This is a genomic window from Legionella maceachernii, assembly GCF_900167045.1.
GTDB classification, from domain to species: Bacteria; Pseudomonadota; Gammaproteobacteria; order Legionellales; family Legionellaceae; genus Tatlockia; species Tatlockia maceachernii.
Genome location: NZ_FUXJ01000013.1, coordinates 1 through 21,556, shown reverse-complemented (window position 1 = coordinate 21,556; position 21,556 = coordinate 1). Strand labels below are relative to the sequence as shown.

Below are 21,556 nucleotides of genomic sequence, written 5' to 3'. Positions count from 1 at the left end.
ATGCTTCTTATCGATCCAAAGGTTCAATGTTAGTGAATCTTATGGAAGGAGGATCTGCAATCAACTGGTTATTCACATACCCACCTCTTAAATATAAATCCCCTTGAGGAGGTGATGCAAATCCTCCCCAAAGGGTATCTCTGTCTTGCACCAATTCCCCGCCAACTTTAGTTTTTACATTTAAAGGGCCTCCATGATGCACGCCACACGGCGCCAATAGGCATTCGTGAATCCCCATTTCAAACCAGTGACCATCCAGGTGTCCACGGGCAGATCCAGCCCAGACAGGAACGCATTCATCTGAAATGGGATGCGTGTGTGCGGCAAAACAATCACCCGGGGCACAACGGGTTAAATGGAATCCGCATTGGCGAGTTCCATGTCCTGGCCACAAAATAAATCGCATGGGGCTACCATTCGCATCAAACTCAGCTCCTCTGAATACGTTGAATAAGGCACCATGACGACGGATATCCGATGATTTTAAATTCCAGGCACGAATCTCTGGATGGGTTTCCCTGTAGCGAAGGTAATTAACAGGGGAAATGTTTCCGCGGGTTATTGCTTTTTTTGCCTCCTCTGCAGCATCAAAATCTATGGAACCCATGCCACGAATATAGAAACCCGCTTCTTCATATAAACTCACTAAAGGAGGAGTGATGGAGTTAACCAAAATAAAATCCTCATCATTGGTGGCTGAATTACGTAGTGCGTGGGTTACTCCCTCTGGAAAATAAGCCATATCACCAGGCTCAATGCTTACCCATTTTCCACGAAGATAGACTTCCCCTTTGCCTTGAACGCACAAAAATGCTTCCTCAGAAATTGGATAAGTATACATTGGCGATTCCAATCCGGGTGAAAGAGTTGACACATGAATACTTTCGGTTTGGAAACCATTACCAGGCCATGCAATCAACCTCGTTGGGATGTTATGCAGTGTTATTTCAATGCCTTCATTAAGATGACCTATCGCGCCTCTATGGCGAATGTCATTGTGACTACTATGCTTAGCTAAATAATTTTCTTTTGTTTTTGCCATTTTAAGTGTCTATCAAAAGGAAATTTATTCAAGTATAGACGAGTTTCTGCGAAGGACTTCTAGGCTTAACTGATAAATTTAAAACGCTCTTGACAAAATAAATGCCAGAAATTTGCAAATTAATTCAATGAACTATTGAAGTCCATATTCCTTTAGTTAAAGTTCTGGTAAGATTAACAACTCATTAAATTAAGGGAATAATATGATTAAAAAAGTCTCTTTAGCTGCTTCTTTACTTGCTTTTTCTTCTTTGAGTTTTTCGGCTTGTCCTAATGCTTTACCCACAGACAATCCTAATTTTTGCGCCTCTTTTAAAACTTCGGCTCAGTGTTATTGTACTAACTCAGGCCTTCCTGCTGGGATGTGCCAGGATTTAAATCAGCTTTATTCGCGAATGACCGCTTTCTATGGATCATTGGAAAATGCGTGTCGAGCTCAAAAATACACGAGTTTCGAAGATTGTATGGACAATTGGAATTGCTATCTATTTGGAGGAGTGGATTCTCATCAACGCGCTTGCAGTTCAAATTTTAGCAAATGTTCCTAAGCTTTAACTAAAAAACAAAGAGATTCTTGAGTGATTTTTAAAAAATTAGAATTCTATAGCTTACTGCTCTTATTGTTATACTCAATATTTTGCTATAGCAATGAGAGCAAATCTTTCTCTTTTCAACGAGCCATATACCTTGGTGTGCTGGGCGGATATGGTTCGACTACCTGGGAAGGATTAGTACCCACAAAAGAAAATCAGAATTCGGCACTCAATTTATCCACTCCCATTCGAGTAAGGGAAGGTGGTGGTGTATGGGGTGTATTAGCGGGATATGAATTTATTTCAGCTTTTGCTTTGGAAGCAAGCTACATGCACTTTCCTAAGGCAGACGTTTTCTTTGATCCGGATAGTCTTTTTAGTTTCAATAATAATGATTTGGTCACCTTAAGTACCAACACGGACACGTTAAATTTAATGGCTAAAATCATGTTACCCATCTCAACCACTTCTTTTAGAATCTATTCGAGTGTGGGAATAGCCAGCGTACATCGCACTGATATCCTTACCTCAGATTGGCGCTTAAGCCCAACTTTTGGGGCAGGAATAAATTATCGAGTAAGTAACCACGTTATGGCCGAAATAGCAGGAAATTATACGGCAGGTTATGGTGAGTCTCAGTTAAGCCCGACTGACACCTATTTTCCTTTTCTCTATTCTGTAACGGCTCGCTTAAGTTATCGTTTCTAACGGATAGATTAATTAAAGGATATAAGCATGCGATTAAATCTTAGAAATACGCTAGGACCTCTCTTTCTTATTTTAGTATGTCCTCCTTTTGTAATGGTCATGTGGTATACGAATACGAAATTAGAAGGTTCTTTTGTTACCCTCGGGAATCTCATCCTTGAAGAAGGCGCTCTACGCACTTTATACCACCTATGGCAACCTCATTTTTGGGGTTCTGGCCCTGCATGGATGATGATCAGTTGTTTTATTGTATTTGAAGCGGCTTTAATGCGCTTATTACCCGGAAAAAGATTTCAAGGCCCCCTTACCCCAAAAGGCAATGCTCCAATCTATAAAGAGAATGGATTTTTAGCTTTTGTTATTACCTTAGTCACATTCTCTTTTGCTACCTTTGGATTACATTTATTCCCTGCAACGCTTCTTTACGATAATCTTGGTGATCTTTTAGGTGCGCTCAATATTTTAAGCCTTTTGGTTTGTGTTTTGCTCTATCTTAAAGGGCGCTTCCTCCCCTCAACAACCGATGCAAATACCACTAACAATATTTTATTTGATTACTACTGGGGTGTAGAACTGTACCCACAGGTTTTGGGCTGGCACATTAAACAATTGATAGCCTGTCGTCTCGGGATGATGAGTTGGGTGCTACTGCTTATTTCTTATTGCGCCAAACAGGCGGAACTGACTGGGCTCGCTAATTCCATGGTGATTTCAGTGTTATTACAAGGTTTGTATGTTGCGAAATTTTTTCTTTGGGAAAAAGGCTATTTACATTCCCTTGACATGATGCACGATCGTGCGGGATTTTATATTTGTTGGGGTTGCCTTGTTTGGGTACCCTGCATCTACACTTCAGCCAGTATGTTTCTTGTACTTCATCCGGTGCATTTAAGTCTTAGTTTGGCGTGGATTATCCTTGCTCTGGGCACAGCGAGCATAATGATTAATTATTTAGCAGATAAGCAACGGATGCGCGCTAGAGAGACGAAAGGCCATTGTAAAATTTGGGGTAGAAAACCGACTATTTTGTTAACTCATTATAAAACACTGGAAGGAGATACCAAAAGCAGTGTTCTTCTTGCCTCTGGTTGGTGGGGGATTTCAAGGCATTTCCACTATATTCCTGAAGTCACCAGTGCCTTTTTCTGGTCAGTACCAGCGCTTTTTACCCATTTTGCACCGTATTTTTATGTTTGCTTCTTAGCCATTCTTCTTATCGATCGCGCGTTTCGCGATGACAGGCGCTGTGCTAAAAAATATGGTCAAGATTGGGAGAAATATTGTGCGCTTGTACCCTATAAAATAATTCCTTTTTTAATTTAAAGATCAATATAGAAACATTTTCTGCTTATTTCCTTTTCTTTCATTCTGGTTGCAGAAAAAATCAAACCCAATGAATTCTAGGTAGGCTTTGCCTAATCAGCACCAGCCAACCTAGAATGCCAATCGCCTGAAACATTTTCCACAGCGGCAAACTCTTGTCAATCAACTGGAAAGACGATAGTTTTTCTTAAACTGATACATTTCAGATCCAATTTTTTCCAAATCGTCCTCTGTTAAAAGTTTTTTAACTTCTGGAAAAAGTTGGTTTTCCTCTTCTTTAGCATGATGCTCAATGTCTTTTTTCAATTGAGTAAAACGCTCATTCCAGGCTGATTCTGTGGTAATTTTAGATAGTTTCTTTATTTCTTGCTCTGCAAAATTTTCTTCTTTTACAAGATGCCTAACTTCTTCATTGAGTCTTCGATCATTTTTGAAATGAGGATACCATACCTTATGCTCCATCGTTTCATGGCGTATAAGGTCATTGCCCAACGATTCAAACATGGTCCTTTTAGTTTCATAATGATGCGATTTATCGCTAATATCGGTTAATAATTTTCTGACTTTATTATGTTCTTTAATTAAGAAATCAATTGCGTTCATAATTATATTTCCTTATTAAAAAAATCCATACATAAGTAATAGCATTGGTTGATTTTTTTGCAAATCAAATTTTATATTAGAGAGTAAATAGTCTTCCTTCTATCAGCGATGCCTGCCTTTTTTTGGGGGGCTCTCTTCATGAAATGGTTCGTTTTTTGCGGCCGTGTCTTTCTTATGAGGAAAGTGTTTTATTGCGGCTGTTGTTTTTGATTTTTTGGCCTTTACGGCAAGCGAATCTTTTTTAGGTTTTTTTGTTTTAGAGGCATCAATTTCCTCCTCTAAATTAGTCACTAATTCCTGTAAAATTTTTAATAAGCGTTTTTTTTGTGCCAAATCTGAGATATTCCAATCGTCTTGGCTCGCTCTCCTATGAGCAACTTTGTACTTTAAACCCACCATCTCGGTCGAATAATCATTCGCGTTGAGTTTCTGGACTATTTGATGAGCGAATATATACCAATGGTATTTAGTCCCTACTGGAACCCCTGAACCTTCAGGTGCTTTACCTTTTCTCCTTTTAGTAACAGCATAACTAATTGTCCATTTATCAGGGGTTAATTTGGTTTCTTTCCATTCTCCAGGATCATAAATCCAATGGTGGCTCCGTCCTACTTTCATTCCCGTATACTGTCTACCTTCAAATTCTTTAAATTTATTATAGGATTCTGCAATATCATTGCTTTTTGAGTCTGAATGATCTTTTCTCTTCATTGCAATCTCCTTTTCTTTGGCCTATTCTTTAATTTTAGCAATTATTTTCGATAAAAATTTAAATTATCTTTATTCCATTTTTTAATTAAATTTTTCATGTTGTTTTTTGTTTAAAATGAAAATTTATTCTCATTTTATAATTAACTATAATTTAAATATTTCAATTTTTTGTTGTAATTTTATAAGGACATTTAATCATGAAAAAGGAATTCAATAAAAACCCGCCACAACATCAAAGCAAACAACCCGGAATTGAATCAAAGATGCACCCTAAACCCATCTATTTAGACCCCCAATACCAGGGAGCGGGGAAACTCGAAGGAAAAATTGCTGTAATTACCGGAGGAGATAGTGGTATTGGAAAAGCAGTAGCCTGCTATTTTGCCAAAGAAGGAGCAGATATTTTTATTCACTACTTAAATGAGCATGAAGATGCAAAAGAGGTCGAAGATATCATTAAAAATTTGGGAAGAAAATGCTGGTTAAATTATGGGAATTTACAAAATTATTCCGAATGCCAAAAATTGATTGATAAAGCATTAAGTACCTGCGGTAAAATTGATATTTTAGTGAATAATATCGCTGAACAACACCCTAAAGAAAGTATAGAGGAAATAAGCTGTGAACAAATGGAAGATACCTTTAAGACCAATTTTTTCTCTTGTTTTTATATGATTAAAGCCGCGCTACCTATTTTAAAAAAAGGGAGCAGCATTATTAATACTACATCAGTCACTGCTTACAAAGGCAGTGCTCATCTCATCGATTATTCAGCAACAAAAGGGGCTTTAGTCGCTCTTACCCGTTCTCTGTCACAAAGCCTGATTAGTAAAGGAATTCGTATTAATGCCGTTGCCCCGGGACCTATCTGGACTCCTTTGATACCAGCAAGTTTCTCTGCTAAAGAGGTCAGCGAATTTGGGCAACAAGTGCCCATGAAACGACCCGGTCAACCGGCTGAAATTGCTCCGGCTTATGTGTATTTAGCCTCACAAGACTCCTCCTATATGACAGGTCAAGTGTTACACCCTAATGGAGGAGTGATTGTAAATAGTTAAAATCAAGTCCTAAGAGGATTATTCTCTTCATTCTATGAGAGCCAGATAGATTTCATATTAAAATTGGTTAATGAAGACGATAATCCTCTGTGAAATAAAAGCGACAAATGCGGACATAAGCCTGATTACTCTGAAGCCAGTCTCCACTCGCCATCCACAATTACGAATTTTTTACGAAGTTCGTTAATATTTTTAACTTCAATTTTTATATAAGGCTCTATGATTTCCGGATATTTGGATAATAATTCGAAAATAATTTTATAAGTAAAATCTTCTTCATTTGGATGATCCATGATCTCATCACTCCCTATTTAATTATTCACCGGTTTTTTTATCTATCATTTTTTTATAATGCTTTTCTAATGCTTTTAAGTCTTCATTGGAGAGTTTTTCTAAATTAAACGTTTTGTTATCGGCCACTTTGATTGATTTGATGATTTCATCCAACTTTAAATTTAAAATTTTTGTTTCTCTATTTTGGGTATGTTGAATGATAAAAACCATTAAAAAAGTGACGGCGGATGAAACTGAATTAATGATGAGCTGCCAAGTATCGGAGAATTTAAAAAATGGGCCAGAGATTAACCAAGAAATGACAAAAATAAACGCAAGCAAAAAAACCCAAGCTTTACCAACACCATAGGAAATGTGCTTGGCAAAAATTTCAAATCCCCCTTTCGATTTAGTCTTTTTCATTTCATCTTTTCCTTAGAACATTAGTGTCCTTATTTATTTTAATTAAACGCAGTTCGCGTTCGAAGCCAATAATACTGGCCAACAGACCAGATAAACAACTACGAAGAATAAAATCCCAATTGGATATCATAAGCACCCAATCCTTGCTTAATAGGTTAAATCGATTAATACCGAATTTAAACCTTTTATTACATCAAAAAATTTATCTTTTTTTGTATTTTTTGCTTTCAGAATGAAAGTTAGGGTGCGCTGCTTCTTTTACATTTGTTTCTTTATGCGCAGTATCACGCGATTTTATCCCGTATTTTTTGCTATCAGAATGAAAGGATGGATGAGCTTCTTTTTTAATTTTTTTGGGTTTTGAGTTGCCTGATTTTGGGTTTGAATCATAATCATTTTTCATTCTATGGTCCTTTATTTTAAAGTTATTTCTTTATTATTTTTATAAATTACATAGTTTAATTTTAGTCGATATGGCAAATTATTTTCAAAATTTTACTCTATACTTATAAATGAATTTTATGAAAGGAGATTAAAATGTCACAAGGAGATAAATCAAGTTACACCTCTAAGCAGAAACGCCAAGCTCATCATATTGAAAAATCCTATGAAGATAAGGGTGTTTCTAAAAAGGAAGCAGAAGAGCGCGCTTGGAGAACCGTAAATAAACAAGATCATGGTGGTAAAAAGAAAAAGCATTGATCAGCGTTGCTCAGTCGGGTTAATCAGTGCGATGAGATTTTCCAACTTATCCGCTTCACTAGCAGGTTTATCCCACCGCACTCGATTAATTCGAGGAAAGCGTAGAGCCACACCTGATTTATGGCGAGAAGAATAATTGACCGCATCAAAAGCAATTTCAAACACAAGCGCTTTCTCCACTTCTCTAACGGGCCCAAAATGGTTCTGAGTATGGTAACGAATCCATTTATCAAGTTGATAGAGCTCTTCATCAGTAAACCCAAAATAAGCTTTTCCAATGGGAACTAATTCTTCACCTAACCAAAGTCCGAACGTGTAATCTGAATAATAGGAAGAGCGTTTTCCATGCCCTCTCTGTGCGTACATTAATACCGCATCGATCAATCGTGGATTGCGCTTCCATTTAAACCAATACCCAAATGGTCTTCCGGCAATGTAAGGACTGTCTTTACGTTTTAACATTAGTCCTTCAATAGCGATATGCTGCTTGCTAAGCGTATCTTTTTTTAGCTCTAATAAATCCTCTGAAGAATTGAAAAAGAGTAATTCAGAAAGCACCATGTTTGAAGGATGATGTCTTGCAAACCAATTTTCCAATTTTTTCCTTCTTTCACTCAAAGGCAAATGACGCAAATCCCTTTTTTCATCTTCTAATAAGTCGTACAAAATAATGACTGCAGGCTGCTCTTCCAGTATTTTTTTATCAGGATTTTTGCGATTTAATCGTTTTTGTAAATCATTAAAACTTCCAATGCAATGCTTACCTGCAACCATAAGCTCGCCATCCAATACCACCGGGTTGTTCACCGTTTGTAAGGCATCGGGAAATGACCGACTAATATTATCCCCCGTTCTTGAATAAAGGGCTTTCTCTTTAGCGGTGCAAACCAACTGAACGCGAATACCGTCATACTTATATTCTGCAAAAAAATTGTCTGGATTAATGCTTGATAGATCTTTGTCTTTAAGAGGATGGGATAGCATAACCGGATGGAAAAAATTATCTTCGGCAATAGAAGGAATTGGTTTTTTACCGTCGAGCCATGCAAATAACTCGATATAGGGGGGTTTTTGACTATGCCATAGGTGTTCTATGTCTTGGATATTAACTTGTCCATACAATGCCAAGGCTTTCTTTATAAATCGCGCAGATACCCCTATTCGTAGACTCCCCGTTCCTATTTTTAACAATGCCCAACGTTCAATCGTATTCCCTTTATCGAGCAACTCAGCTAAATGATTTGCGGTTTGCGCTTGAGGTATGTTCCGCAGATCGTGGATTACTTTTGAAAGATGGGGTAACTTGGATTCAGATTTGCTCATTTTGTTTGGCCATAATAGAGCAATGGTCTCAGCAAGATCGCCCACATAGTCAAAAGAAAGTTCAAACAAAAAAGGATCAATTCGTTGATCAATAAGTTCCCTAATTAATTGGCGTTTAAACGTGGGAAAATCTAAAGTGTCTGCCATGATAGCGAGCGCATAACCGCGTTCAGGATCAGAGGTATTTTTAAAAAAATCTAATAATAAATTTAATTTTGCTTTATGTTGATAAGAAAAATAAAGATGATTGAGTAGCTGAGCAAAATTCTTCACTCTTAATCCTCACTGTTCTCATGTTCCATCATGCCTAATCCTTTAATTTTATATCCCTCATGCCTAAGAGTATAAATTAACGCGTCCTCGAATCCATGAGTCACCCAAATTTCCTCTGCCTTGACTTCATCAATGGTTTGTAAAAGCTCAAACCAATCCGCATGATCCGAAATAACAAGCGGTAATTCCACATTTTTTTGCTTGGCGCGGGCGCGAATCCGCATCCATCCTGAGGCATTTGCTTTAATGATTTCACCAAATCGTCTTGTCCATTTGCTATTCAATTCATTGGGTGGACATAAAACGATTTTTCTTGAGGCGGTTTTTCTATCTAAACTCAACGCTGATTTCACTTCACCTAACTGTACACCTTGATGCTCATATAATTGACAAAAGTTTATCAGAGAACCATGCAGATAGATTGGATCAGCGTAGGCTAATAAGCGCAGTGTTTTAATCACTCGTTGACATTTCCCTAGCGGATAAACACCAATCAAATGACAGGCTGGAAATTGATGTAATGAATCTAATAATTTCTTAATTTCCTCTTGAATGGGTGGATGTTTAAAAATCGGTAAACCAAATGTTGCTTCCGTCACAAAAAAATCACACTCCATGACTTCAAAACTGACACAGGTAGGGTCATAACTGCGCTTATAATCTCCTGATATGATTAAGCGCTTATCGAGGTATTCAATGACCACTTGGCTACTTCCCAAAATATGGCCCGCTGGAATTAAAATTAATTTAACCTCATTAATATTAAGTGGTACTTGATATGGTAGTACTTGCCAACGCGTGGATTGATTTTTACCATGACGCAGTTGCATGATAGCAATCGTTTCAGGAGTGGCCAAAACGTTCTCATGACCTGATCGGGCGTGATCATTATGAGCATGCGTAATAACCGCTCTTTTTACACTATCAATGGGATCAATATAAAAGTTCCCTGGAATACAAAAAAGACCCGCAGGCTTTTTTGCTAAAAGATCACTCATATTTATCATGGTTTTCTCTTAAAAACACGCCAAGGAACTCTGAAATAATGATGTTATTTGTCATTTTTTATGCTAAGGACCACCTCTTGTTAGCAGTAATATAACGAGAATAATAATTAACAAACCCACTCCACCACTAGGATAATATCCCCACCCCCTACTGTACGGCCAAGCGGGTAAAATGGCGAGTAAAATAACGATAAGAATAAGCAGCGTGACGAGATTCATTTTAAACTCCTTTTTTTGTAAAAAACTCCGGTTTTTATTTTATTTTATTTTATTTTATTTTATTTTATTTTAGGATAAATTCTTTAATATAATAAATAAATTTCAATTATTTTTTATTCCTATTAAAAATACAAAAAAATTACAATCGAAATTAAAGTCAATACAACATCGCATTATCTCCATTTGCATTATCAAAATAATCGACTACCTTTAATATACGGGAATTGATTAGAGTTTTCTAAATCATTTTCCAGAAAGGAATAAAAAATAAATCAAGGAGATGAAAATGAATCGAGACATCTTTCAAGGAAATTGGGAAGAAATAAAAGGCAAAATGAAACAAGCTTGGGGCTGGATGACAGACGATGATCTTAAGCAAATTGAAGGCAATCATCAAGAAATTTATGGCAAGCTCCAAAAGCATTATGGCTACGGTAAAGACGAAGCTGAAAGAGCGGTAGATAAGTTCCGCAATCAATATAGACAGCATTGATTTCTATTCGGGTCTCTGCTGTATGCGCAGAGACCCTCCTCTAAAGTCCTCAGGCGATGTCATTAAGCGAGACAAATGGATAGTAAGCATAGGGAACAGTTAATAGAAAAATTCTCAAACCTTCATGGCGCCTCAGGATTTGAAGCGAAAGTCAGGGATGCATTTATCCATGAAATCGAACAATTGGGTCTTGAGTACGAAATAGATCACTTAGGTAATGTCATTGGCAATTTATCAAAAAAAAATAAGCTCTCCGTGTTAATCATGGCACACATGGATGAGGTTGGCTTTTTAACCGAACATGTCGATGAGCAAGGATTCATCAGAGCTGTCCCCTTAGGTCGGTGGGATGAGCATATTCTTTGGGATAAAGAGTGGCTGATACATGTTGATAATGAATCGATTGTGGCATACAGTGGCATGGATCCTCCTCATATTTCCAATTTATATAATAGAAAACCCATTGATATCAAAAACTTTTTTTTGACACTGGTTTGACCAAAAATGAATTACTCGAAAAAGGATTCCACCCAGGATTACCCATCACGCCTAACACTACTTTTAAAACTTTTGCAAAGGGTGCATTTTATTCAGGAAAAGCCTTGGATGACCGTGTTGGTTTAGCATTAATAATTGAGCTTTTAACTCAACTTAAAAGAGAATCTGCTCTGACGAAAAAAGTTCAGGTCCAATTTGCTGCCACCGTACAAGAAGAACTCGGAAGAAGAGGTTCACTCGTTATTTCTCGATTTTTAAAGCCAGACATCGTAATTAATTTAGAAGCGAGTGTTGCACAAGATTACCCTGAACAATTTTCAAGCACACACTTAATTTATTTAGGAAAAGGTCCTTCTTTATTTGCTTTTGATGGTTCAATGATTCCTAATCAAACATTATTAAATTATATTGCCACTGTAGCGCATGAAAATAATATTCCTATTCAATGGGAGGTTGAACCTTCTTATGGAGAAGATGCTTCTTGTTTACAGAAATCAAGCCACGGTGTCCCTGCAATAAACATTGGCATTCCGATAAGGTATGCTCATAGCCACCATTGTGTGATGCGCAAAATCGATTATCAGCTTACGTTGAAATTGTTACTCTTGTGCATCAAGGGGATTGCAAAATCCAATTATGAGCGCTTAAATCCAAAGTAACAAAGTATTACACCCAGCAAGAAATCGATTCCCGCTGAGACATAACCCGTGGTTGGACTTTGCACAAAAAGAATTGTAGCTTTATCGATAAAATGGGGATAAAGAATAATACTTGCACCTTTCAATAAAATAAGCCAGGCGAGGAGAGTGATAAGCACTCGCCAGCTCCATTCCCAAATGTTATGACTCACTGCAATGATTAAGCCTAAAATAAGGGTAAAAAACCCCGTTATAAACATCAGTGGCTGAATATGAACCAAAATATAAACATTATTGATGAACTGCTGCATGTTAAAAAACAAGGCAAGGCTTACAATAATGAGGTAGGTGCCAAGCACTTTCCCCCAAAATTTAGAAACGTCCATCATTTGCTCCTTAAGCACTAGCGTGATCGCATGCCAGCAGAATGAGCAGCCTTTTTGTCTGCTACTGGGGCTGGTGTGTTGTCAACAAACGATTTAGCCAGGGTATCGTACGCCGACTTGCCAACGCCGGGTTGTTTTGATAATTGTGAACTTTGAGCCAATTTATCCAAATCATTTTTGGTGAGAAAGACTGAGCCGTTCTGGGGAGTTTTCATCTTTCCGGGGCCATGAGTATGACTATGAATTCCATAATCTTTATACAGTCGTTGGCAAAATTCCTGGGCTTCTTTTTGGGAGCTAAATTTAATTTTCATGGCCTGAGGATCATGGCCCGTTTGATTAGCCCGCGAGTTATTCACCATTTGCACATTAACACTTGTATCCAGGTTACCCATGACACTTTTCACAGAATAAGTGGCCAGTAAATTAGAGGCCTGTGTTTTATTAATGCCTAATTTTAAACAGCCATCAAAAATGGTTTCTTTATTGGACACTAAAGGTATGGTTCCTTTCTTCAATGAGTTTTCGATTTCACTGGCCGATAAAATGGGGGCGACATAATGATTACCCCCTTTAAAGACAAAGTTTCCTCTTGAAGCTCTTGGCGGCACTTGATTCGCCCCGCCCAAGGTTAAATTTTTTACCTGTACGCTATGGGCCAGAGAAGCGCTATGATCGCGCTGTAATTCCTGGAAAGCTTGTGCAGGATTTGGAATTCGAGGCGTTTCTCCATTTTGACGCAATAGCTTGTTGCCTTCTTCGAGAATAATAATGCCCAGCATATTTAATCCTTCGCCATTAGGCCCCGTAGCCCAGTTAACGTCCTTATCGCTTATCTCCACTGGAAGAACCCCTTCTCGGGCACATTGCATCGCTATTTTACGCAACTCTGAATGCTGTTGAAGTTTCAGGCTAATTACCGTGCGCATGAAGTCGATACCCTTTTTCTTGCCGTTCTTATTTAGCGTGGCATGGAAATCCGCCTCACACAGCGCATCAAACGAATTTTTATCCGTTAGGTTAAGGCCATCCGCTTTAAGTTGATTAAGGTATTTATTCACTAAAGGATCATAATCCTGGCGAGGTTTATACTCTTTACCGGTTCCGGCGTGTGTTTTCTCAATTTCATTAAGCATCAGAGTTAAGGTCTTTTGCGCTGGATGCTTGTCACCCAATGTATTTTTTAGATGCAGAATCTTCTGTGCATGATAAGCATGCTCAGATGATGGCCAAACAAACTCGCGAGGTTTGCCATCGAGCATCACCGTTTGCTTAATGGGATAGGCCCCTGAAGGAGTCGTATTGGCAAAAGCGCCATAAGGTTGAAGGGCAGGATCTTTAAAAGGGGCAATTTTAAATTTACCCAGTGAAACATGAGGCATTGGCATTAAAAAAATCTCCTCAAATAAATTTAAATATAGTCGATCCCTACAGGGGATGCATGGCAATCTCAACAAGAACATTAAGCGAGCAGAGTGATTTATTGTGAATCTATTGATCGTTAATTTGACAAAAAGGAACCATGAGTCTATGCTTTGCCTCTTTTTTTGAGCAAGAGGCACAGAGGTTTTTTATGCCAAGTGATAATTGGTTTACTCGCAGAGCAGCTTTTATTTGTTTAGCTGCAATGGCTCGGCGTTAGAGGATGTATTACCCATGGGAACCACGACGACTCAGTTTTTTTCTGCTCTACCAAGGAGCGCTTGGAGGCATATCTACTCTAATCTAAAGCCAGAAGCCCTTTTAAAGGCTTGGGACACGCATAATAAACAACATCAAAGAGTCATCGAAGAAGTTTTGTTTGCAAAAGACGACATCGCATTTTATCCCAGTCAAATCACAATACTCACAAGACTCACCCACTCACGTACAATAATTAATAGCGAGGATAACTATTTAAAAAAATTAGCCCTCCAATTTTCAGCAACCCTAAAAAATCCTAAATTGAGCTTATCCCAACAAATAGAAGGATTAATACTCCTTGGTACAATTTGGCGAATATCGTTAGACCCTGCTCCGATCGTATCTCAACTCAGTCACCAAGACCCAGATACTGATAAAGACGCACTGCATTGTTTAAAAATAATGGCACCGGCTTTGGAGAAAAAAACATCAGCCACGCTCATTGAGGATGTTAAAAAGGGGTTCAATCATGAAAATTGGACTGTTCGTAAAGCTGTATTAAAATGTTTAGCAGCGATGGCCCCTACTTTAGAGCAAGATAGTTTAATCGCTCTCGCGACCTTTTTTTCTGATCAACTCAATGACAACGATTGTCTCGTTGTCAAGGCAGCTTTAAATGGTTTAAAAAAAATAGTACCCGCTTTAAAAAAAGAGACTATCAGCACGCTTGTAAAGCCGGTGACCGACAAACTCAACGACAAAATATGGATTGTTCGCCAAGCCGTACCAGATTGCTTAAAACCTATCGCACCTGCATTAGAGAAAAAAACGCTAGAAACCCTTGTTGAGTCTTTTACAACGCGCCTCGATGATGAAAATTGGGATACCCGTCTACTTATGTTGAACTGCTTGGCAGCTATTGCGCCGGCTTTAGAGAAAGAAACATTGGCAATACTTATTCGACCTATTACCAGCAGACTCCATGACCCAACCTACGCTGTTCGCAAAGCAGCATTACAATGCTTTACAACGTTAGCCCCTTTTTTAGAGAAGCCATCGCTTGTAGAGATAGTTGAACTTATTAAAAAGGGTGACGACGGAAATGAGGAAATTCGTCAACCGACACTTAGTTGCCTAGCAGCACTAGCATTTGCTTTAGAGAGAGCAACACGCGCAGCGCTGGTTGAATCGTTTAAAAAAGCGATTGACGATCAAAATCCACAGGCTCAGCTTACAGCATTGTATTACTTAACCGCGATCATCCCTGCTTTAGAGAAAGAAGCACTAGTACCCCTTATTGCACCAATTATCCATAAATTCAACGCCGGAAACACAGCTACTCGCCTAGCAGCAATCAACTGCTTATTGGTTATGGTACCCACTTTAGAGAAAGAAACCCTAACAGCCCTGGTTGAAGTTATTAAAAATGGTTTAGCTGGCGAACAGGAGAATGTGCTTGTCGCAAGACTTAACTGTTTAGCTGCCATGGCACCTGTTTTAGACCAAAAAACACGAGTCCTCCTCTTCGAACCGATCAAAAAGAATCTCGATGACAAAAATGGAGATGTTCGTCAAGCAACACTTCATTGCTTAGCAGCAATGGTCCCTACTTTAGAGAAGGAAAGTTTAACCACGCTTATTGAGCCTATAGCAAATAAACTCAATGACGACGATTGGGATGTTGGCCACGCAGCAGTGAATTGTTTCGCATCAATAGCCTCTTATTTTGAAAAAGGGGCACTAATAACTTTTGTCAAATCATTCAAAGACAAACTCAATGACTCGAATTCATCTGTTATTCTATCCACATTAAACTGCTTAGCCGCAATAGCACCCGCCTTAGAGACAGAAACCCTAGCAACGCTTATTGAACCCATAAAAAACAAACTCAATGCGCAAAGTTGCTTTATTCGACAGGCTGCATTAAGCTGCCTGGTTACAATAGCACCTGCTTTAGAGACAGAAATGAGAGCAGCACTTGCTGAACTGGTTATAAGTCAACTCAATGATGTCTCTTCGATTATGCGACAAATGGCCTGTCGCTTTCTTATTTCCTTATTAGCTGACCGAGATGACAACATACCTGTAAAAATAAATGAAGCGTCATTAAATACCTTCGAGGCATTGCTTATCCATACTATCTCAGGCTGGATAAAACAAATCAACGATGCCCTGCAAGCAGAAATAGCATTGCAACTGGAACAAGGGCATCCAGAATTGCCCATGATTTGAAATTTTTGCGTCGTAAGCTTGGCGGTTTGCAACCATGCTCTATGCCTCTAGTGATTTATAGACTAATCTCGATACCGCTATAGATTGCATATTGACCTTTAACCTGCGTCCCATAAAGCTTTTCTTCTATGGGAAAACCCGCTCCTAAAAAGCAAGAAAAGCTTTCGCCCACATTCACTCGAATGCCTGGATTAATATAAATGCTATTGCCACCGCTATTGGGATCATTGATACCTTGGATTTTATCGCGGTTTAAATATTCGCCGGTTAATTCTAATATCCCATTCGCTTTAAAGGCCATTTTACCTTGAGACTCATAAATGGGATACGTTGCTGCAAAATCATAATAAAAATAGCTCCCCAATGTGGTATTTTGGGTTCCTTTTGTGGTTTGGCTATAAGTAAAACTACTATTTAATGATAACTGGCCTAAGTTTTTTGAAAAAATAATACCCGCAAAGGGAATCCAAGCGCCTGTTCCTGGCTGATTAGCGGCAGTAAATAATTCACCTTGACGCGTTTTTATCGTTTTCTTTCCAGTGGGAAGACTTGTTCCAAAAAGAAATGCCGTCGTTAGGAAAGAACCATCCTTATTTCCTTGATTGGGCCGCCAAATTCCAAAAATTGTCGAATCACCTACACCGGATGTATCCCCCAGGGTAATGACTTTGGGTAGAACGTTCTTTTCTCCTTCGCTTTTTCCATTGAGGGGTACTTTTTTGTCTACAGGTTGAAAGGCTTCTTTATCTTCATATAACTCGACTCCATTGGTCGCATCAAAATCTTCTTTGCTATCGAGCTGCGCGCTGATATCATCGGCTGCCTGTAGCTGCACATCACCGACTTCACGTAAACCATGACTACGTTGAACAGGTAAAAATGCCCCTATTGTAAAACCTTCTAGCAGCCCATAACTTGCCATAAAAAAATTCATGAAAAATCCTTTTTGACTTTCGGCTAGCGGGGAAGATAGTAGCGTTCCATCAGACAAAGGATGGGCGCGATCGTACTCCATCCGTTCCCCTACTGCCCAAGCACCTTTTTCTAACGTTTCTGCTGTCGAAGTAAGAATGGGAGCACCAAAGGTTACGGAAAAATTATCCACGTTGCGTTGCGAAATAATCGCATAAGCCCCTTTGATATAACCGCAACTGAGGCCTATCAATAAAAAGAGAAATTTTCTCATAAGCATACACTAGTGACACATCTAATTGATAATAGCCGATTTATCATTCTAATCCGGTTAGATAACTCATTACTAGTTTTGGTAGTAATTCAAAGGATGGGCCTTGCCACAACAACGCTTTTGGACAATTTTAGTTTTGTTAAGAACCCAAATAATATTGGGGGAAGACTAATCTCCTGGTTATTTAGCTAAGACCCTTCTTCAATGAATTAATGCTTTTTGTGGTACCATAGGGCTTTAAAATAGGTTTTTTGAAGAAATGAAGCTAATCATTCTCTTTTGCGGTTTACTAGCAAGCATCCAAGCTGTCGCCGCTCCTCGTTTTGTTTCTGCTGCTCCCATTGATTCAACACGCTATCAAATTAACGGGCCTGCATTATGCGCAACTGCTTTAGAAACCTTAGCATATCTCAATAAAGGGAGTCATTATGATCCCCGAGTGAATCATGAGGGTAAAGTCTTTAAAGTCTCTCTTTCCCGCGTTAAGGCCACATTGGTATTTATTTGTCAGCATCAAGACGAATTGAACAATCCGGCCTTTATTAAAAAACACTTTGATTTTGTTCGCTGGTATCCAGACACAGAGCAAACTCAATCCTTTAAATTAAATAAACCATTAATCGCCAATTTACCTAAAGATAAAATTTTAATGACCAAGTATTATGTCCATCGCGCTAAAGCATCAAGCCATTCCACTTCGGTCTACCCTTATCCCCTGTACGCTCTGCCTCGGGACGAAGAGTCCTTAACCCTTGAAGAAGCCGAGACAAAACCTGGACTTACTCGTTTTCAATTCGGTAAGCAAGCCATCTTAAAAGGTGCACTGGCAACTAAAAATGTCCCTGCTTTAGCGTATTTAAATCGAGATGACTTGGAAGCCGCATTAATGCAAGGTACAGTTGTCGCCGACTTTGGTCATCAGCTAAAAACCTTTAATGTTCACCGAAATAACAATATTCCCTACGATAAAGCAAAAAACCCCTATCACCAAGAGCGCTACTGGTATTTTAAACAAGTGGATGGCATCAAGGGATATGGTAAAGATGCTGATCATAAAATCACAGTCAACACCGAAGTCACCTTTGCCGCAGATATTGAACAGTTTGGCCTGGGAAAATTACTTATGGTGCAATATCAAGATAAATCAGGAAAGATAATGACCAGGGCAGGTATTTTTGCCGATACAGGGGGGGCTTTTGAGAATAATCTTTACCAAGTCGACTTTTTAGCAGGTAGCTATGCCGGTAAAGAGGCTTTTTATCGAGCAACCCAACATTTACCTAACTATGTAACCGCCTACTTTATGATTTTAAAAAACAATGATTAAAATTTTCACTCTGATTTTATTAAGTCTCACTTCTTTAGCGCATGCTTTTTCGTGCTACGATGCGCAAGTGATTCATCAAGCTCCTATCCAGTTCAATGAAGAACGCATTGCTCTCACTCAGCAATATCAGTTAACGCATTATGGGATTGACTCCAAATCCATTGAAATTGAACCTAAAATGATCGTATTGCATTGGACATGCATTCCTACTTTCAAAGCAACTTTTCGAGTTTTTAATCCCCCCACTTTCCCTAAAGATTCGCCACGAACGAAGGAATTACCGGGAACTTTGAATGTATCCGCTCATTTTGTAGTTGATCGGGACGGAACCATTTATCAGCTCATGCCTGAAACGTGGATGGCCAGACACGTGATAGGACTCAATCATTTTGCCATTGGCATCGAAAACATAGGCGGAATAAACAGCATTGATGATTTAACAGAAGCGCAAGTGAAAGCAAATGCCTTTTTGGTGTGTTATTTAAAAAAGAAATACCCCGAAATAGAATACGTCATTGGCCATCATGACTATTTAAGATTTAAAAACACGCCCCTTTGGCTCGAGCGGGATCCAAATTATCAAAAAGATAAAAATGATCCTGGTCAGGCTTTTGTCGATAAAGTGATGAAATTGGTCGATTGGAGCTAAAGCATAACCCAAATTAAATCCGAAATAAAAAATCCCAGCTCAGCTACATTACCAGAGATTAGTTTAAAGTCATTGTTTCAGTTTGAGAAGGTGTTTCGTTAGCAGGTGTTGGTGATGACCAAAAACTAAATTTAGACTTCCCGAGAGTCGTTTTCAATTCGTCATGGAGCATCATTTTTTTATTGTGCACGATTTGTCGATCCCTCATGGCTGTTTTTGCATCCAGTACCCGTTTTGCATCTTCTTCGTTTTCGGGGAAGGTAATCGGTAATTGACTCACAATATCCAGGTAATGTTTGATTGCTTCAGGGGATTGACCATGCTGGATGTACTCATCAGCGATGAGCGAATAGGCCCAAAAATCCCTAAGGCTAAAGCTAAGAGTACTCTTATTATCGCAAAGCAACTTATCAGTGCTTTCAAAATCACCGTGTCGTGCGTAGGCAAGCATACGTTCTGGTACGGACAGTGCGTGGGAGAGTTTCAATAAATCATTTGAATCGATAGCTACATCATTAATCACTGGCTCTAAACTCAATTTCATTGCGCAGGCATTAACCGCCCTAATATTTGCCGGTGAAAAATAGGCGTGAGTAAAATTAAAAAACTGATTCAAATCCACTGTTCTTCCAGCACGCAATTCATCAAATAATTCATTGGTGTATTTTCCAGTATCGTGCTTAATGACACTACCTATTTTAAATTGCCAATCACCCTGTTCGTCTTGAAAAAACAGGATGTTTTCAAACCCCATGGCATCCAAAATAATATTAGTCTTTTGATAAAAATCACGGTAGTGATTTAAGAACTCCGTCATCGTACCAACGAGCTGAGGATCACTCTCTAAGCGCTGCAAAATGGGACCGATTCGTGCATCAATCTTTCCATACTCATTCAGATCCCAACACAGTTCAGAACTTCCTTTACCCATAAGCGTGCTATTTAGTCTATGGAACAACGCGTTATTGTGTTCCATCAAATAAGGGTCGAGTTCTGCGGGTTCTATTTTAAAATCAAATTTTACTTTCGCTTTGAAGCAATTTTCGTAAGGGACAAGGGAGAGAGCCGCATTGTAAGGTTCTTTTCCGGGGAGTTGCACCGAAAGAGTCACATGCTGCTCACGAATGCATCGTTGTTTTCCATCCGTGTCAAAGCATTCGTATAAGACAGCGTATTTTTTTGCTAATTCATCAAGCTCCTCGCGGTTGGGATTCTGTTTCATTACTTTAATGACATAAGGCGCATCAGGAAATCGATACAGCACATGTGTCCCACCTTCTGCGATACGTTCGGCTTTTGTTAAATCAATTGCACCCGATTCAGTCTTTGGAGCAGTACCCATCAGGTCACTAACTAAATGAGTCATTCTGATACCTTCATGTTTAATTTAATTCGTATTTTAATTCACACAAAGATGACAGGGCTTATCGGGCCATTGAATTTACCTATTCTTTTCACTTCATTCCATGTATTCGCAGTCATAACAGAGCAAAATAGCCTCGATTCGCTAATGGTTTATATAGCGGCTTTTTCTGGATTTCCCTTTGATAGTTTAGAGCTATCCTATACTCCATGATCTAATTTACCGTTATAGCAGTATTTATTGCTATTTTTTATACATTTAGAGAATTTATATTCATAAAAATACCCATTAATACTGCGATAGCGGTAATTAAACTTATTTTAGCGGTAAATTAAACCTGTATTTCTTTTATTTTATTTTTTTTACTGCTATAACAGTAATATACTTTCAATCACTTGATGAATATGGTTGCTGATAAAATCGCAGAGATTGTTCATTATTGCCGCAAACAGAGCGGATTATCACAACGAGACCTAGCCCGATTAGCTGGGGTAGGCAAAACTGTTATATTTGATATCGAAAAAGGCAAAGAGACAGTACAGTTAAATACACTGGTAAAAGTACTCGATGTGTTGAATATTCGAATCAATTTAGAAACACCCTTTACCCAATCCACGGATAAAAATTCATGAAAAAAGCTCGTGTATTAGGGTCTGTTGACAATTCACCTGCCGCCTACGTGCCGCGGCTTGTTCGCGGCATCCATTCGATCTAAATCATTGGCAAATTTCTTCATACAGGTCACGCCATTCAGGGTTTAGTTTCTCTATTAAATTTATTTTCCATTGTCTTGGCCAATTTTTGAAACGTTTTTCACGTCGTGCTGCTTCAACGTATAATTCATGTGCTTCATAATAGACCAGCATATGTACGTTATACTGAGCAGTGAAACCAGGAATGACTTTATTTTTGTGTTCCCAAGTTCGTTTAATGATGTCTGACGTAGAACCTACGTAAAGAGTAC

At 38.6% G+C, this 21,556-nt stretch carries 25 protein-coding genes and 1 pseudogene; 12 read left to right on the top strand and 14 right to left on the bottom strand.

Features of this window, described 5'->3' with window-relative positions:
* Window positions 1-7 precede the first annotated feature (7 nt).
* A complete protein-coding gene (locus tag B5D33_RS11495; protein ID WP_058453118.1) occupies window positions 8-1,042 on the bottom strand; it encodes a cupin domain-containing protein in 1,035 nt (344 codons plus the stop codon).
* Window positions 1,043-1,244: 202 nt separating this feature from the next.
* On the opposite strand from B5D33_RS11495, the gene B5D33_RS11490 reads away from it, so the two are divergent.
* The 3 genes from B5D33_RS11490 to B5D33_RS11480 are packed head-to-tail and all read left to right on the top strand — an operon-like array spanning window position 1,245 to window position 3,605.
* A complete protein-coding gene (locus B5D33_RS11490) occupies window positions 1,245-1,589 on the top strand; it encodes a hypothetical protein (protein ID WP_058453117.1) in 345 nt (114 codons plus the stop codon).
* Window positions 1,590-1,619: 30 nt separating this feature from the next.
* Window positions 1,620-2,282: an outer membrane protein gene (locus B5D33_RS11485; RefSeq protein WP_058453116.1), complete on the top strand. Its 663-nt coding sequence runs from the start codon at window positions 1,620-1,622 to the stop codon at window positions 2,280-2,282.
* A gap of 27 nt (window positions 2,283-2,309) precedes the next feature.
* Entirely contained in the window at window positions 2,310-3,605 is a 1,296-nt protein-coding gene (locus B5D33_RS11480) for a phosphatidylethanolamine N-methyltransferase family domain-containing protein (protein WP_058453115.1), read from the top strand.
* Between the two features lie 162 nt (window positions 3,606-3,767).
* Here B5D33_RS11480 and B5D33_RS11475 read toward each other — a convergent pair whose 3' ends face one another.
* Both B5D33_RS11475 and B5D33_RS11470 read right to left on the bottom strand, forming a co-directional pair.
* The gene (locus tag B5D33_RS11475) at window positions 3,768-4,208 is read right to left on the bottom strand and encodes a hemerythrin domain-containing protein (protein ID WP_058453114.1); all 441 of its coding nucleotides are present in this window, start codon (window positions 4,206-4,208) and stop codon (window positions 3,768-3,770) included.
* A gap of 102 nt (window positions 4,209-4,310) precedes the next feature.
* A complete protein-coding gene (locus tag B5D33_RS11470) occupies window positions 4,311-4,919 on the bottom strand; it encodes a hypothetical protein (protein WP_058453113.1) in 609 nt (202 codons plus the stop codon).
* A gap of 197 nt (window positions 4,920-5,116) precedes the next feature.
* Between B5D33_RS11470 and B5D33_RS11465 the strand changes: the two genes are divergently transcribed.
* A complete protein-coding gene (locus B5D33_RS11465; protein WP_058453112.1) occupies window positions 5,117-5,977 on the top strand; it encodes an SDR family oxidoreductase in 861 nt (286 codons plus the stop codon).
* A gap of 125 nt (window positions 5,978-6,102) precedes the next feature.
* Here the strand turns inward: B5D33_RS11465 and B5D33_RS16640 are convergent, their stop codons facing one another.
* The 3 genes from B5D33_RS16640 to B5D33_RS11455 all read right to left on the bottom strand — a co-directional run bounded on the left by B5D33_RS16640 (window position 6,103) and on the right by B5D33_RS11455 (window position 7,076).
* Window positions 6,103-6,270 carry a hypothetical protein gene (locus tag B5D33_RS16640; RefSeq protein WP_156415021.1) on the bottom strand — a complete coding sequence of 56 codons (168 nt, stop codon included), beginning with the start codon at window positions 6,268-6,270 and terminating at the stop codon, window positions 6,103-6,105.
* Between the two features lie 22 nt (window positions 6,271-6,292).
* Entirely contained in the window at window positions 6,293-6,673 is a 381-nt protein-coding gene (locus B5D33_RS11460) for a low affinity iron permease family protein (RefSeq protein WP_058453111.1), read from the bottom strand.
* Between the two features lie 202 nt (window positions 6,674-6,875).
* Window positions 6,876-7,076, bottom strand: coding sequence for a hypothetical protein (locus B5D33_RS11455; RefSeq protein WP_058453110.1), 201 nt, complete (start codon window positions 7,074-7,076; stop codon window positions 6,876-6,878).
* A gap of 134 nt (window positions 7,077-7,210) precedes the next feature.
* Between B5D33_RS11455 and B5D33_RS16635 the strand changes: the two genes are divergently transcribed.
* Entirely contained in the window at window positions 7,211-7,375 is a 165-nt protein-coding gene (locus B5D33_RS16635; protein ID WP_058453109.1) for a hypothetical protein, read from the top strand.
* Here the strand turns inward: B5D33_RS16635 and B5D33_RS11450 are convergent, their stop codons facing one another.
* From B5D33_RS11450 to B5D33_RS11440, 3 genes are all read right to left on the bottom strand, one after another.
* A complete protein-coding gene (locus tag B5D33_RS11450) occupies window positions 7,376-8,971 on the bottom strand; it encodes a cisplatin damage response ATP-dependent DNA ligase (protein WP_058453108.1) in 1,596 nt (531 codons plus the stop codon).
* Window positions 8,972-8,973: 2 nt separating this feature from the next.
* The gene (locus tag B5D33_RS11445) at window positions 8,974-9,978 is read right to left on the bottom strand and encodes a ligase-associated DNA damage response exonuclease (protein WP_058453107.1); all 1,005 of its coding nucleotides are present in this window, start codon (window positions 9,976-9,978) and stop codon (window positions 8,974-8,976) included.
* Window positions 9,979-10,041: 63 nt separating this feature from the next.
* Entirely contained in the window at window positions 10,042-10,197 is a 156-nt protein-coding gene (locus tag B5D33_RS11440; protein WP_078767431.1) for a DUF3309 family protein, read from the bottom strand.
* A gap of 286 nt (window positions 10,198-10,483) precedes the next feature.
* On the opposite strand from B5D33_RS11440, the gene B5D33_RS11435 reads away from it, so the two are divergent.
* Together B5D33_RS11435 and B5D33_RS17065 are read left to right on the top strand one after the other, a co-directional pair.
* A complete protein-coding gene (locus B5D33_RS11435) occupies window positions 10,484-10,690 on the top strand; it encodes a CsbD family protein (protein ID WP_058453106.1) in 207 nt (68 codons plus the stop codon).
* Between the two features lie 75 nt (window positions 10,691-10,765).
* Window positions 10,766-11,847 (top strand): annotated as a pseudogene (locus tag B5D33_RS17065) (M42 family metallopeptidase).
* On the opposite strand, the gene B5D33_RS11420 reads toward B5D33_RS17065, so the two are convergent.
* Both B5D33_RS11420 and B5D33_RS11415 read right to left on the bottom strand, forming a co-directional pair.
* A complete protein-coding gene (locus B5D33_RS11420; protein ID WP_234802503.1) occupies window positions 11,823-12,215 on the bottom strand; it encodes a hypothetical protein in 393 nt (130 codons plus the stop codon). The pseudogene B5D33_RS17065 and the gene B5D33_RS11420 overlap by 25 nt on opposite strands.
* A 14-nt stretch (window positions 12,216-12,229) precedes the next feature.
* Window positions 12,230-13,600 carry an NADAR family protein gene (locus tag B5D33_RS11415; protein ID WP_058453102.1) on the bottom strand — a complete coding sequence of 457 codons (1,371 nt, stop codon included), beginning with the start codon at window positions 13,598-13,600 and terminating at the stop codon, window positions 12,230-12,232.
* 268 nt (window positions 13,601-13,868) lie between these two features.
* On the opposite strand from B5D33_RS11415, the gene B5D33_RS11410 reads away from it, so the two are divergent.
* Window positions 13,869-16,067 (top strand): HEAT repeat domain-containing protein, encoded by a 2,199-nt coding sequence (locus B5D33_RS11410; protein WP_058453101.1) that lies wholly within the window; start codon window positions 13,869-13,871, stop codon window positions 16,065-16,067.
* A 55-nt stretch (window positions 16,068-16,122) separates the two neighbouring features.
* Here B5D33_RS11410 and B5D33_RS11405 read toward each other — a convergent pair whose 3' ends face one another.
* Window positions 16,123-17,253, bottom strand: coding sequence for a transporter family protein (locus tag B5D33_RS11405; RefSeq protein WP_078767430.1), 1,131 nt, complete (start codon window positions 17,251-17,253; stop codon window positions 16,123-16,125).
* A 259-nt stretch (window positions 17,254-17,512) separates the two neighbouring features.
* Here B5D33_RS11405 and B5D33_RS11400 point away from each other — a divergent pair, with 259 nt between their 5' ends.
* Both B5D33_RS11400 and B5D33_RS11395 read left to right on the top strand, forming a co-directional pair.
* Window positions 17,513-18,580 (top strand): MltA domain-containing protein, encoded by a 1,068-nt coding sequence (locus tag B5D33_RS11400; RefSeq protein WP_058453099.1) that lies wholly within the window; start codon window positions 17,513-17,515, stop codon window positions 18,578-18,580.
* The gene (locus tag B5D33_RS11395; protein ID WP_058453098.1) at window positions 18,573-19,229 is read left to right on the top strand and encodes an N-acetylmuramoyl-L-alanine amidase; all 657 of its coding nucleotides are present in this window, start codon (window positions 18,573-18,575) and stop codon (window positions 19,227-19,229) included. Before B5D33_RS11400 ends, B5D33_RS11395 begins: the two co-directional genes overlap by 8 nt.
* Before the next feature lie 58 nt (window positions 19,230-19,287).
* On the opposite strand, the gene B5D33_RS11390 is transcribed toward B5D33_RS11395, so the two are convergent.
* Window positions 19,288-20,595: a hypothetical protein gene (locus B5D33_RS11390; protein ID WP_058453097.1), complete on the bottom strand. Its 1,308-nt coding sequence runs from the start codon at window positions 20,593-20,595 to the stop codon at window positions 19,288-19,290.
* Between B5D33_RS11390 and B5D33_RS11385 the strand changes: the two genes are divergently transcribed.
* Together B5D33_RS11385 and B5D33_RS11380 are read left to right on the top strand one after the other, a co-directional pair.
* Window positions 20,587-20,805 (top strand): hypothetical protein, encoded by a 219-nt coding sequence (locus B5D33_RS11385; protein ID WP_058453096.1) that lies wholly within the window; start codon window positions 20,587-20,589, stop codon window positions 20,803-20,805. The genes B5D33_RS11390 and B5D33_RS11385 overlap by 9 nt on opposite strands.
* A 191-nt stretch (window positions 20,806-20,996) precedes the next feature.
* Window positions 20,997-21,224 carry a helix-turn-helix transcriptional regulator gene (locus B5D33_RS11380; protein ID WP_058453095.1) on the top strand — a complete coding sequence of 76 codons (228 nt, stop codon included), beginning with the start codon at window positions 20,997-20,999 and terminating at the stop codon, window positions 21,222-21,224.
* Window positions 21,225-21,308: 84 nt separating this feature from the next.
* Here B5D33_RS11380 and B5D33_RS11375 read toward each other — a convergent pair.
* Window positions 21,309-21,556 (bottom strand): GIY-YIG nuclease family protein (locus tag B5D33_RS11375; protein WP_139364751.1); only part of this gene is annotated, 248 nt, incomplete at its 5' end.